Consider the following 14109-nt stretch of genomic DNA (forward strand, 5'->3'; position numbering starts at 1 on the left):
GGGTGAAATAATGGATTATCGTGATTGGGAAATACTGAAGGTTCTCTATACTCAAAAAAATTTAACGAAGGCAGCACGGCTTTTGTATATTACGCAGCCAGCCCTAACAAATCGTTTAAAGCATATGCAAGAAGAGCTGGGTGTTCAAATTGTAACCCGTGAAAGCAGAGGCATTCATTTTACCCCCCAAGGAGAATATCTTGTCCACTGTGCAGAAGAGGCCCTTGCCCATTATCAAAAAATAAAAGAGACGGTCTTCAACATGAGCAATAACGTAGGCAATGAGGTTGTAGGGACATTGAAACTAGGAGTATCGAATTTTTTTGCCAATTATGAACTTCCTTATGTTTTGAAACTATTTAAAATGAAGTATCCTCATGTGGAGTTCAAAGTAATTACAGGATGGAGCAAAGATGTAACTCACCTGATCCACAATAAGGATGTTCATATCAGCTTCGTTCGGGGAGATTATGGCTGGAGAGGATTAACGAAGCACCGGTTATTTGAAGAAACCATCTGTATTGCGTCAAAGGATGAAATCAATATCGCTGAGCTCCCCCGCCTTCCTAGAATCGAATATAGAGGCGACTACTTATTAAAGTCATTAATTGATAATTGGTGGACTGAAAACTATGTAGAACCCCCCTTTATTAGTATAGAAGTCGACCAAGTTGATACTTGCAAGGAAATGGTGATAAACGGTCTCGGCTACGGTATCTTATCGAGCAGAATCCTTAACGAAATTGAAGGTTTGCATAAAGTCGCCTTAACTGATCAAAAAGGGGAGCCGATATTGCGAAGAACGTGGATGTATTATCATAAGGAATCGCTGGAATGGAATGTTGTGAAAGCATTCGTAAACTTTATAGAGAACTTTGATTGGAAAGATGATATAACAGAGAGGTAATCTATCAGGTTTAGCTTTACTCATAATGCAAAAAAACAGAGCATATTCTATACATTTTAGCTTGCATAACAACCGTTTCTGGACATTAAAACATCCTTAGACCCTTTGGTTCTAAGGATGTTTTATGTTTATCAATCTACTCCATTTCAAGTCATCATTCCTAACAAAATTCAAGCTCAACCGACAAGGAATGAAACAATCACTGCCAAACTGGTCAATTTGTCTTCTCCCTCATCAGCACTGCTAAAGCTAAAACGGAAATCGTTGGTTGAAAACATAATCAAGCACGTTTTTATTTACCTATTATTACCAAGTATATTTTATAAAATAGGCAAAACAATATAATTAAATCACCTAGGAGGTGCCATACATGGTAAATCGTAACATAAGCAGAAGCAATAACAGCAATGAAGTATTAGTATCAAGTGCAGAAGCAGCTCTTCAACAAATGAAGTATGAAATCGCTCGTGAGTTTGGAGTGCAGCTTGGGCCTGACACGACATCACGCGCCAATGGTTCTGTCGGTGGCGAAATCACGAAACGTTTAGTTCAAATGGCAGAACAAAAATTAGGCGGCACCGGACGCCTGCACTAATTGAAAGTTCATCCGATCTATATTCGGATAGGCTGAAGCTTCACATAAACAATGGCGACTTTCACAGTCGCCATTGTTTATGATTTGATTTCTTTTCCAGGATCCATCCGAAATCCTTTCCTCATTTTCTCTATATTACGCTAACAATATCCGCCTTCAAACAAAACGAAACAGCCCGTTGTCGGTCTTGCACCGACAACGGGCTGTTTAATCCCTTTATTCATTTACTGGCTTTTTCAATACGCCTACTATAAGAGCCGTTACGATTGCACCAATTAAGATAGCTAGAACGTATAAAAACGGATTTCCATCTACAACCGGAATAACGAATAATCCACCATGAGGAGCCGGAAGTCCAATTCCGAATACCATCGTTAAAGCACCCGCTACAGCTGAACCGATAACCGTAGCTGGAATCACACGCCCTGGATCTGCCGCTGCAAAAGGAATCGCTCCTTCTGTAATAAACGATGCACCCATAATGTAACACGTTTTTCCTGCCTCTTTTTCAGCTTTCGTAAACTTGTTTTTGAACAATGTCGTCGCAATCGCCAACCCTAATGGAGGAACCATACCGCCGGCCATAATTGCCGCATGCGGAGCGAAATTGCCTGCATCGATCATCGCGATACCGAATGTAAAGGCCGCTTTGTTGATTGGTCCTCCCATGTCGATAGACATCATTCCGCCAAGGATTAACCCTAACAGTACTAAGTTTCCTGTACCCATTCCTTTTAACCATGAAGTTAATCCTTCGTTTAACGCTTTAACCGGATCAATAACGATGAACAACATGATTAAACCTGTTAATAAAATACCGAATAACGGATAAAGAAGAACCGGCTTAATTCCTTCAAATGATTGCGGAAGACCGCTGAATACTTTTTTCAATCCTACTACAAGATAACCCGCAAGGAAACCGGCGATTAGCCCGCCTAAGAATCCCGCTCCGCCTGTTGCGGCCATAAATCCGCCGACCATACCTGGTGCAAATCCCGGACGATCTGCAATACTCATTGCAATAAATCCTGCCAGCACTGGAATCATTAATCCGAATGCATTCGTACCGCCAATAGTCATTAACGCTTCAGCAATCGGATGATATGATGGATCATTTGGATCGAATGCTTTAATACCGAACATGAAGGAAATGGCGATTAAAATCCCCCCGCCGACAACGAACGGAAGCATATTGGAAACACCATTCATTAAATGTTTGTAAAAGCCTGAACGCTTTTCTTTTTCCTGCCCTGAAGACTGGCCGCCTGATTCTGACCCCTGGTAGATCGGAGCATCTTGTTTTACCGCGCGATCAATCAATTCTTTTGATTTGCGGATTCCATCTGCAACCGGAACTTGGATTACATGCTTCCCTTTAAAGCGCTCCATTTCTACCTGCTTATCAGCAGCAACAATAATCGTAGAAGCATTCTCGATATCCTCAGCCGTTAAAGCGTTTTTAACGCCTGTTGAACCGTTTGTTTCGACTTTAATATCCACACCCATTTCTTTCGCTTTGGCTTTTAACGCATCTGCTGCCATATACGTATGAGCAATTCCTGTTGGACAAGCCGTAACTGCCAGCACTTTTCCTTTCGTGCTTTTTTCTTCCTTTTGTTCAACAGCCGCTTCTTCCTCTTCATCACCTTTGTCTTGACTATCGATTAATGCCAATACATCTTCTTCTGTTTCAACTGCCAAAAGCTTCTCTCTGAAAGAAGAATCCATTAATAAAGTTGAAAGACGTGATAACGTTTCAAGATGGGCATTATTTGCTCCTTCAGGGGCTGCAATCATGAAAAACAGATGACTTGGCTGGCCGTCTAATGATTCATAATCGACACCCGTCTTCGAACGCCCGAACGCAAGCGCCGGTGTTTGAACAGCCTTTGTTTTCGCATGCGGAATGGCAATTCCTTCGCCGATTCCTGTCGTGCTTTGTGCTTCACGCGCTAAGATGGCTTTTTTGAATTCTTCTCTATCAGCCAATTTGCCGGCTTGATCTAATTTATTTACTAACTCATCAATTACCGCTTCTTTTGAAGAAGAAGATAGGTTTAAAATGATGGTATCTTTCTTTAAAAGCTCTGTAATTCTCATAATTTCTCCCCCTTACACTTCTGCAAGCTCAATTTGTGGAAGCAGTTCCTCTACTTGCTCTTTTGTACATAACTCAAGTGAAAATGCAGTTGCACTTCCTGATGCCACTCCATATTTAAAGGATTCTTTCACATCGCCTGTTTTCACATATGAACTTAGGAATCCACCTACCACAGAATCTCCCGCTCCAACCGAATTTTTGACCGTTCCTTTCGGGACATTTGCATAGAGTGAAGTTTCTTTGCTGAATAAAAGGGCCCCTTCTCCTGCAAGGGATACGATAACGTGCTGCGCCCCCATTTCAACGAGACGTTTTCCATAAGGGACTGCCTCTTCTACCGTTTCAATTGTTACCCCAAATAATTCTCCCAATTCATGATGGTTCGGCTTGATGAGAAATGGACGATGTGGAAGTACGTTCATAAGTACCTCTCCTGTCGCATCTACGACCACTTTTACCTCTCTCTTTTCGGCAATTTTCGCCATCGTTTCATAAATAGAGGCTGGAACGGATTTCGGAATGCTCCCTGCTAAAACAAGAAGATCTTCAGAAGTCAGCTTTTCCACCATTTGCATTAAACGGGATAGCTCTTCTGTGCTTATCGCGGGACCCTGCCCATTAATTTCTGTTTCTTGTCCTGTCTTTAATTTAATGTTAATTCGAGTGTCTCCTTGAACAGGAACGAAATCAGCGGAAATTCCTTTCTCTTTTAAAGAATCGGAAATGTATTTTCCTGTAAAACCGCCGACAAACCCTAATGCCTTGCTGCTTGTTCCCAATCTATGAAGGACTTGGGAAACGTTAATTCCTTTTCCTCCTGGAAACTTCGCTTCTTTTCCAATCTTATTCAGTCCGCCTAATTCAAAAGAATCAAGTTCCACAATATAATCGATAGATGGATTTAATGTCATTGTATAAATCATTGTGTCACAACCTTTATTGATGTTTCTGTCTCGAAAGATTTCAAGATGTCTGCCTCTGTCTTACTTGTCAAAATTGTAGCTTCATTTAAATCGACAATTTTCGCAAATGAGATCTCATTAAATTTCGATTGATCTGCCAGCACATATGCTTCACGGGATAATCGAATCGCTGTTTGTTTAATTAATGCCTCTTCCGGATCTGGAGTCGTATATCCATATGTTATATGAATGCCGTTTACACCCATAAAACATTTGTCAAAGCGGTAGTTTTCAAGACTGATGAGAGCTCCCCTCCCTATCATCGCCTTTGTTTTATATTTGATTTCTCCGCCGACTAAATATGTTTTAATTCCGTGTTCCAATAAAGAATCAAGATAATGAAGACCATTTGTTACAACGACGATTTCTTTTTGAATTAAATATGGAATCATCTGATACACGGTTGTCCCTGCATCTAAATAAATACAATCGCCGTCTTCTACAAAACTTGCAGCAAATTCTGCGATTTCCATTTTCTCCTGAAGGTTTTTGGAGGATTTTTCAATAATGCTCGGCTCTGATAATTTCCCTTGAAGCCTTGCTGCCCCTCCGTGAACACGTTTCAGGAATTTAGATTGCTCCAATTGAATCAAATCTCGTCTAATCGTTGATTCGGAGGAGTTTGTGATATCTGTTAACTCTTGTATTTTAACAATCTCTTGCTGTTTTAATAAATCAAGGATTAAGCGATGTCGTTCAGGTGTTAACATCACTTTCACCTCCTTAATGATTCTCTGTACTCATATCATAATGTAACCCTTTCCAAAAATCAATCATTTTCTTTCAAAAGTGATCAAAATTATTCAAATCCTTTCATTTTCCTTCGTGTTCTTATTTTTCACCTTAAAAACAAATCATATGAACTAAAAAATGGGGTGTCCAAAACGAGCAAAGATACTCGTTTTGGACACCCCATGAAAAAGAAAGTTTTTTCTCTACTTCTAGCATAAAAAATGAGGAACAACAGGAGTTCCTCGTTTTTTGTTCACTCCGTCTCAAACTCGATTGTCTCTAAACCGACATAAGGTACATTAGAACCTTCCATTTGGATGGTCGAGAAAACAAGGAGCTTGTTGTTCTGATAAAACATGTAATCCGGTTTTCCATATGTTTCAAGCTGGTACTTCGGCTTGAATGTCGTATAATCGTATGCGGTAATATAATCACGATTATTGGATGTATAAAATTCGCCCTTTTCCAAATCAAATGCAATAGCCTTATACGCTTTGTCCAGTTTGCCCACATAACTCATATCCGAATCTTTAATTAATGTGGCGCGGAAAACATTCCCTGCACTGTTGAAGATATATTTTCCATCAGGAGAAATCGTCAAATCTTTGCCTAGATCATAGTCTCCATGATAAGGGGAATCATATGATGACGTAAACTGCCCGTTTTCATCGAATTGAAATAACTCCATGTCCCGCGGTGACACATTTGTGTCGATTGTGTAAATACGATTTAAAGAAGGATGCATTTGCATAAAACTTTGCATATATAATCTTCTTTCCCCCAGCTTTTCCCCCGTTGCTTCATTGTAACTATGCATGTTCGTGTGCTGTCCCGATCCTGACGTGACAAATACATGGCCTTTTCCGTCAGCTGCAATATCAAACGGATCTAAATCAATATTAAATTGATTTTCCAGTTTCATTTGATTCGCATCAATGATTGCGATGGCCCCTTCTTGGTCCTCTGTCCACCACGTATAGCTGTGCTGTCCTTTCAATAATGCAACATAGATTTTTCCATTTCTGTATGTCATTCGCTCCGCCGGCAGCTTCAAAGGAACGGCCGCCATTTCATACGTTTCATAGTTTAGGGCCACAACTTGATTGTCGATGGAATCGAGCACATAAATAATTGGCTCGTCGGGATGAATGTCAGTGTCCTGAATTTTTAAATCGAACAACCCTTCAAGCATGGAATCTGCTGCCAGCGGATTATCGGGACGGAAATCAGGGTTCAATAACCGTGCCATAAACACGGAAAAATGGGCACGGGATAATGGCAGATTCGGCTTAAACGTACCATCTCCGTATCCGGTTGTAATGTTATTGGCAGCTAATGGGCTAATAAATTCAAACGCCCAGGAATCCGGGGCAACATCCTTAAAGCCATAAGGATAGATACCGCCCAGGTCGTAGGCATTGACCAAAATCTTGGCCATCTGGGCACGCGTTAACGTTCCCCATGGATCGAACGTGCCATCCGGCTTTCCTGAAATGATTCCGAGATCAACGGCTGTTGCAATGTCCGTATAGCCGTAATCACCAGGCTGTACATCTTTAAAGTTCGGATTGGATGCATTCGTATCACCAAGCCCCATTTCCCGCAAAATCATCTGTACTGCCTGAAGACGCTTAATGGGCTGGTCAGGCTTAAATGTACCATCTGGATATCCTTTTATAATATTTTGATTCGTCAAGTATCCAATTTCTTCTTTATATGTGGATACGTCGGTAAATGCAGTCGCCGCTTTTCCACTCGCAGGATGAATAAGCAGAGAAGCCGTCAGCGCGACGGTAGATAAGAATACAAACGCTTTTTTCAACAAATGAGCCCCCTCAAACAAATCACTATTACTTTGTAAATCTATCATGTCATGTGAAGAAAAAAACGTGTCGTTCTTCCCATTTTTAACCGGTGAAAAGAATGAAATATATTCCATTCATTCAGTTTCATTGTTTAGGATTTCGAAGACCTGCTTGCTCTAGAATGGTACATGTCAGTACGCCTGTAATCATCCCCTTGTTTAACAATCGATGACAAAAATAGCCTCAAAACATTTTCATTAGTTTTGAGGCCACCTAAGGTTACTGTTCAGTTTTTCCTATTATCCTCTCAATCAGCTTCCTGCCTCCTTCTTCCGTCATCCCTCCATACCAGATACCCTCCGGATACACGATGACAATCGGTCCTTCCTGGCACTTTCCGTTACACAATGTCTTTGTCGTGTGAATGTCATGTTCGGCGTTCACCTGGCGGATTTCATCGCGAATGGCTTTCGTCACGTCTTCTGCCCCGTTTCGGCTGCAGCTTTTGCCGTTGCAAAGAAACAGCTGTTTCGTAAAAGGATGATTCAGCTGTTTCATTGTCATTGTACCTCTACCACAAACGGAAATGCTCTAACGGCTCCGTCTTGTTTGAACTCGGCCCAAATTTTATAAAGTCCCGGTTCGTCAAAACTAGTTTCAAAAATGGTGTCTTTGTTATTTGCCGGGTGCACATGAAGATACTTTTCACCGCTTTCATCCAAAATGACGACATGACCCTGTGCTCCTAAATATGGCTCAGGTTGTTTTCCATGCAAATCAAATGTCAATGTCACATCTTGGCCTGCTTTCAGCTCAGATAAATTTAATGTCACTTTGTAATCGTCTACCTTTTGTTCGAAAACGGCATCAGCCGTCAGCTGCGGATGTGCATGCTCCTTCTCCTGGTCACCAATGGCAAATGAAATGGGAGTGACAGCATATGATAAGCTTTTCGGCTTGATATCGATAAACGCTTTATAAGAACCGTCCGGCAATGAATGATTGATTTTAAACTCCCCTGGTCCAATTTGTTCCGGATGCAAGTGGACATATGTCTCTAAGTGATCATCTACCACGATTAAATGAAGCAGTTTTTCATGGTTCACTTCGAGCTCTTCTACTGCATTCCCTTGCTGATCCTGCAAGGAAATGTTCATCTCTTTATTTGAAACATCAATGTTTGCGATTACTTCACTTTCTGCCGTCCCATGCCCGCCATGGTCTCCATGTTGATCATCATGTGCTGCCCCGTGCCCGCCTTGCTCATGAGGTTCTTCTTCATGTGTATCGACTTTATCTCCGTTATAGGCAGCCCCCTGCTCATGAGCAGGTACTGCTTCCTTACCTGCCCAATTGACATACACATTATATCCGACTATCACTATGAATAAATAAACAACCGCTGAAATCGCCCACTTTTTCATCATTTTCTCCCCTTTCATAGAAGAGGGACTATCCCTCGTCTTATAATTTCACTCTTTGTAAACGCAAGGCATTAAGCACAACCGAAACGGAACTGAATGCCATTGCCGCTCCCGCCAGCCATGGAGCCAAAAATCCGAGCGCTGCTACCGGAATGCCGAGCGCATTGTAAGCAAAAGCCCAAAATAAGTTTTGTTTAATGTTCGCAATCGTCTTTTTACTCATGAAAATCGCATCGGCAATGCTCATTAAATCACCGCGCATAAGAGTAATGTCTGCTGCTTCCATCGCTACGTCTGTACCTGTACCAATGGCCATTCCAATATCCGCTACTGCTAATGCCGGTGCATCATTGATACCGTCACCAACCATCGCTACTTTCTTTCCTTCCTCCTGCAGTTTTTTCACGACATTCGCTTTTCCTTCCGGCAGTACTTCAGCGATGACAAAATCGATATCAACTTGTTTTGCAATTGCTTCAGCTGTTCGTTGATTGTCCCCTGTCATCATGACAACCTCAAGACCCATTTCTTTCAATCGTCTTACCGCTTCTTTGGACGTATCTTTGACGGTATCGGCTACTGCGACCGTTCCGGCATATACATAGTCGATGGCAACAAGCATGGCCGTTTTACCGTTCTGTTCCATTTCCTCCATTGCTTTTAGCGCAGAGTCAATGGCCACATCATATTGCTTCATCAATTTCCGTGTACCAATTAATAATTCTTTTCCATTTACGATTGCTTTAATCCCATATCCAGGAATAGCCTCAAATGCTGCCGCTTCCGTCAACTCGATTCCTTTTTCACGAATACCTGCTGTAATTGCTTCCGCTAATGGATGCTCTGATTGTTTTTCCGCCGTTCCGACAAGCTGTAAAAATTCTCTCTCGTCCACGCGGGAAGCGACTGCTACATCTGTTAAAACAGGTTCACCGTTTGTAACGGTTCCTGTTTTATCTAAAACGACTGTCGTAATATTGTGTGTCGTTTCCAAATGCTCTCCGCCTTTGAATAAAATCCCGAATTCCGCGGAACGTCCCGAACCCGCCATGATGGAGGTAGGTGTCGCAAGGCCCAATGCACAAGGGCATGCAATCACAAGTACCGCAATTAACTTTTCTAACGCTTCGGCAAAGTTTCCTGGATCAACAATGAAAAACCAAACAAGGAATGTCACCACAGCAATCCCCACGACAATCGGGACGAAAATACCCGAAATCTGATCGGCTAAACGCTGGATCGGCGCTTTCGACCCTTGCGCTTCTTCCACTACTTTAATGATTTGCGCCAATGCGGTGTCGCGTCCTACTTTTGTTGCTTTTATTTTTAAGAAGCCATTCTTGTTGATGGTTGCGCCAATAACCGCATCACCGACCGTTTTATCGACCGGAACGCTTTCTCCTGTCAGCATCGATTCATCCAATGCAGAGCGCCCTTCGATAATTTCACCATCTACCGGCACTTTTTCTCCGGGTTTTACGTATATGATGTCTCCTGTCACCACTTCTTCTAACGGCATTTCCATTTCTTTGCCATCCCGGACGACAGTTGCCGTTTTCGCCTGCAAGCCCATGAGCTTTTTGATGGCTTCTGATGAACGGCCTTTTGCTTTTGCTTCAAACAGTTTTCCAAGGATGATGAGTGTAATTAAAACCGCACTCGTTTCGAAATACAACTCGACCATATGTGCACCAGAACCAATCGATGCAATGGAGAGATAGAGGCTGTAGAAATAAGCCGCCGATGTACCGAGCGCAACAAGTACATCCATGTTGGCACTTTTATTGCGAAGCGCTTTATATGCCCCTACATAAAACTGTTTTCCGATCATGAATTGAACAGGTGTAGCCAAAGCGAATTGGACCCATGGATTCATGAACATATCAGGAAGCCAAATGAAAGAGGTAAAATTGAAGTGGCTGACCATCGCCCATAATAGCGGAACAGATAAAATCAAGGAAAAGATGAATTTTCCTTTTTGATTTTCGAGTTCTCTTGCCCGCAGTTCTGCTACGTCTTCTTGTTTCTCGCTTTTTACACTGGCCCCATAACCAAGCTTTTCGACACGTGCAATCATATCTTGAATGCTTACTGTACCAGGATCATATTCGACCGTCGCACTTTCAAGCGCCAAATTAACCGTTGCCTTTGTGACGCCCTCTAGCTTATTCAGCCCTTTTTCAATGCGGGTTGCACAAGCGGCGCATGTCATGCCCGTAATATTGAATTCTGCTTTTTCATTTATAATGTCATATCCTAAGTTTCGAACCTTTTGCTGAAAATCCTCAATCTTTACGATATCAGGGTTGTATTTAATCGTAGATTTCTCCAATGCAAAATTAACATTGGCATCCTCTACACCTTCCATTTTTTTGAGCCCTTTCTCGATGCGATTCGCACAAGCGGCACATGTCATGCCCGCAATCTGGAGATTGGCTTCTTTCATATTCTCACTCATCCCAATTCCTCCTATACCTATAAGGGGTATATATTTTTAAAAAAATAAAAGAGCTTCTTTATTGCTCTGTCAACGTATCCCTTCATATGTTTCATAAAATGGGCCATCACGTCTAACACTGCATCGGCTCCATTATACGTGATCGGCCATTTCATGATGTAGTGTAAAAGGGAGAGCCCCTTTTATACTACATCATAGCCTTGATCATCGATCATTTCCTTAATTTGCTCCAGTGATACTTTGCTTTTGTCAAATTCGACATCCACTTTTCCTTCCGACAAATGGACAGCTACTTTACTCACGCCATTTAATTCTCCTACGCTTCCTTCAATAGCTTTCACACAATGACCGCAAGACATCCCTTGAACTGTTAATGTTACATTTTCCATTTATATTCTCTCCTTTATGATTTTGATTTTCTCAACTCAGGGCGTTTTGCTGAGTTGAGTCATTTGAATGAACTATCTGTATACAGGAGTTTATTCAAATGACCTTATTTTTTCATCATGCGTTGCATCGTCACGAGCAGTTCGTCGACAACTTCCATTTCACCTTCTTGAATCCGTTCCACGACACAGCTTTTTAAGTGGCCTTCAAACAGTATTTTTGCTACACTATTTAAAGCAGATTGTATAGCTGAAATTTGCGTGATGACATCATCACAATAAGTATCTTTTTCAATCAGCCCTTTTACTCCTCTAATCTGCCCTTCGATTCGGTTCAAACGGGTAACCAGGTTCTTCTTCGTTTTCTCGGAATGATGACTTTTACGTTCGGAATCTGGTAAGTGGCAGCAACTTTCATTCAGTTCGTTTTCCATATTCATTCCTCCTTAATTTCATATTACCATACCCCCCTAATGTATGTGAATAGGCAATTAAAAAAAATTTATTATTTTATTACCCGTCTTGATCAACTTTACACCCTTTTCATAGTATGAGTTCCAACTATCACACTTATGCTAATGAGCGATACAATTGTTAGCATGACACTGACCGCTGTTATCCCTTCATCTGAATTCACAAGCAGCAGGCCGGCTGCGGCTGCTCCCTTTCATACCTCGAATTTCGTTTCCAAAAAGAACGATGATAGGTTAATCATTCTTGCAAAAAAGAATGCCCCGAATTATCAGGGCACTCTCTGTTTTATTGATTATAATGCTTGGCTTTTGAGTAATCTAATGTTGAACGTTTAACTGGTGTGAAACCTTCTACTTCATGGAAGCGCAGTAAGTCACCATAAACGACTTTATCCGAAAGCTCAAGCTCTTTCTTCACTGCATCGCTGTACTGTTTTGCTACAGTTGGATCTTCCACTAATTCACCAGTCGGGTTCTTATATAATTTACCGTCCACTTCCGTAAATTCGGCTGTTACAAAGTCACCGTTTCGGAATGGCACGATTTGATGATGTTCAGGTGATAATAAATCAGAACCGAATTCAATATAGTTCTTCGTATCAATTCCAAGCAAATGCAACACAGTCGGGCGAACATCTACTTGACCACCGTATGTGTGGTTCACGCCGCCGTCAATTTTACCGCCAGGAACGTGGATGAATAATGGTACACGCTGTAATTGTGTTTGCTCATACGGCGTAATTTCTTTCCCTAAAATTTTGCCCATAGCAGGCTGATGGTTTTCAGAAATACCGTAATGGTCACCATACATTACAATCATCGTATTGTCATACAAACCAGATGCCTTTAATTCATCAAAGAATTGTTTCAATGATTCATCTAAATAACGAGCCGTTTGGAAGTATTGGTCAACAGATTTATCACCTGTTGCTGCCGGTTCGATTGTTTGGTCTTCCTCATCCAACGGATATGGAAAGTGATTTGTTAACGTAATAAATTTCGTATAGAACGGCTGCGGCATATCTTTCAAGTAAGGAATAGATTCTTTAAAGAACGGCTTATCTTCTAACCCGTAATTTAACGTATTTTCCTGTGTCATGTTGTAATATGTTGCATCGTAGAACATATCATAACCAAGTGTTTTATACATTTCTTCACGGTTCCAGAATGTTTTGTAGTTACCGTGAAGAGCCGCTGTATATTTAAATCCGTTGCTTTTTAAAATAGACGGAAGGCCTTGATATGTGTTCGTTGCTTTCGTTGTGAACACAGCGCCTTGCGGCAATGGGAACAGCGAGTTTTCCATCATAAACTCGGCATCAGACGTTTTGCCTTGTGCTGTCTGATGGAAAAAGTTATCGAAATATAACGTATTTGAATCACGTGTTAATGAATTTAAGAACGGCATAACTTCTTGGCCATTTAATTTATAATCCATCATAAAGGTTTGCAGTGATTCCAAAGAAATGTAAATGACGTTCATGTTTTTTGCAGCCCCAAAGTACTTTTCATTTGGTTTTGCATAAGTCGCACTTGTATAGTTTTGAACTTCTGTAATATCACTGCTGTCTGCCAACGCACGCTGTGCCGAAGACTTCGAACTTTGGATGATATCATAAATCGTAAAGTTATGAATCCCTAAATATTTCACTAAATAGTTGCGGTCAAACGTACGCGTTAATAATTGTGGACGATCTGACTCTGCAAGGGCCAAGTTCGTCGTGAAAAGCAGCACGGCCGACATAAATACCGTTGTGATAGCTTTACGAGATAACTTTTCCTGCGGCTTAATTACTTTAAACAGAACAAACACAGCCAATAAAATGAAATCCAAGAAATACAGTACATCAGAAGGCTTGATCAATGCCATCGCACTGCCGCCCAACTGACCGAAATTTTGTGTCTGCATCAATACCGGAACCGTAATAAAGTCATTAAAGAAACGATAATACACGATATTGGCAAAAGAAATAAACGACAAAATAAAGTGAATCGTTAAAAACGCCCGATTCCTTGCCTTTCCTTTAAACAGTAAAGCAAAAGCGAAGAAAAACACAGTCGAACTAATCGGGTTGATAAATAATAAGAATTCTTGCATCTTGTTATCGATGCCTAATGTAAATTCATTCAAATAAATCGCATAAGATTTCATCCAAAAGACTAACACAATGATGAAAAACAATCCGAATGGTTTGTTCAACACATTTTTAGAAGTTGTTAATACCTTATTCAATATATTCACCCCTCTTGCTACTAAAAACATTTC

At 41.2% G+C, this 14109-nt stretch carries 12 protein-coding genes; 2 read left to right on the forward strand and 10 right to left on the reverse strand.

Annotation, left to right across the window (positions count from 1 at the left end; genetic code table 11):
- Positions 1-10 precede the first annotated feature (10 nt).
- Positions 11-907: a LysR family transcriptional regulator gene (locus BK575_RS19515; protein ID WP_078412909.1), complete on the forward strand. Its 897-nt coding sequence runs from the start codon at positions 11-13 to the stop codon at positions 905-907.
- A gap of 370 nt (positions 908-1277) precedes the next feature.
- Complete coding sequence (locus BK575_RS19520; RefSeq protein WP_169907903.1) at positions 1278-1502, forward strand: small, acid-soluble spore protein, alpha/beta type; 225 nt, start codon at positions 1278-1280, stop codon at positions 1500-1502.
- A gap of 216 nt (positions 1503-1718) precedes the next feature.
- On the opposite strand, the gene BK575_RS19525 is transcribed toward BK575_RS19520, so the two are convergent.
- The 10 genes from BK575_RS19525 to BK575_RS19570 all read right to left on the reverse strand — a co-directional run bounded on the left by BK575_RS19525 (position 1719) and on the right by BK575_RS19570 (position 14106).
- Entirely contained in the window at positions 1719-3602 is a 1884-nt protein-coding gene (locus BK575_RS19525) for a PTS fructose transporter subunit IIABC (RefSeq protein WP_078412911.1), read from the reverse strand.
- Positions 3603-3614: 12 nt separating this feature from the next.
- Positions 3615-4526 (reverse strand): 1-phosphofructokinase, encoded by a 912-nt coding sequence (gene pfkB, locus BK575_RS19530; protein ID WP_078412913.1) that lies wholly within the window; start codon positions 4524-4526, stop codon positions 3615-3617.
- Positions 4523-5275 carry a DeoR/GlpR family DNA-binding transcription regulator gene (locus tag BK575_RS19535; RefSeq protein WP_078412915.1) on the reverse strand — a complete coding sequence of 251 codons (753 nt, stop codon included), beginning with the start codon at positions 5273-5275 and terminating at the stop codon, positions 4523-4525. Before BK575_RS19535 ends, pfkB begins: the two co-directional genes overlap by 4 nt.
- A 275-nt stretch (positions 5276-5550) precedes the next feature.
- The gene (locus tag BK575_RS19540; protein WP_169907905.1) at positions 5551-7119 is read right to left on the reverse strand and encodes an S-layer homology domain-containing protein; all 1569 of its coding nucleotides are present in this window, start codon (positions 7117-7119) and stop codon (positions 5551-5553) included.
- Between the two features lie 262 nt (positions 7120-7381).
- The gene (locus BK575_RS19545; protein WP_169907907.1) at positions 7382-7660 is read right to left on the reverse strand and encodes a (2Fe-2S) ferredoxin domain-containing protein; all 279 of its coding nucleotides are present in this window, start codon (positions 7658-7660) and stop codon (positions 7382-7384) included.
- A 2-nt stretch (positions 7661-7662) separates the two neighbouring features.
- On the reverse strand, positions 7663-8529 hold the full coding sequence (locus BK575_RS19550; protein WP_235867421.1) for a hypothetical protein: 867 nt from the start codon (positions 8527-8529) through the stop codon (positions 7663-7665).
- 37 nt (positions 8530-8566) lie between these two features.
- Entirely contained in the window at positions 8567-10984 is a 2418-nt protein-coding gene (locus BK575_RS19555) for a heavy metal translocating P-type ATPase (RefSeq protein WP_078412923.1), read from the reverse strand.
- Positions 10985-11166: 182 nt separating this feature from the next.
- Positions 11167-11373: a copper chaperone CopZ gene (copZ, locus tag BK575_RS19560; protein ID WP_078412924.1), complete on the reverse strand. Its 207-nt coding sequence runs from the start codon at positions 11371-11373 to the stop codon at positions 11167-11169.
- Between the two features lie 104 nt (positions 11374-11477).
- Positions 11478-11804 (reverse strand): metal-sensitive transcriptional regulator, encoded by a 327-nt coding sequence (locus BK575_RS19565; protein ID WP_078412926.1) that lies wholly within the window; start codon positions 11802-11804, stop codon positions 11478-11480.
- Positions 11805-12129: 325 nt separating this feature from the next.
- Positions 12130-14106 carry a lipoteichoic acid synthase gene (locus BK575_RS19570; protein WP_078412928.1) on the reverse strand — a complete coding sequence of 659 codons (1977 nt, stop codon included), beginning with the start codon at positions 14104-14106 and terminating at the stop codon, positions 12130-12132.
- Positions 14107-14109 lie beyond the last annotated feature (3 nt).

The sequence above is a fragment of the Priestia abyssalis genome, from assembly GCF_002019595.1.
Lineage (GTDB): Bacteria > Bacillota > Bacilli > Bacillales > Bacillaceae_H > Bacillus_BA > Bacillus_BA abyssalis.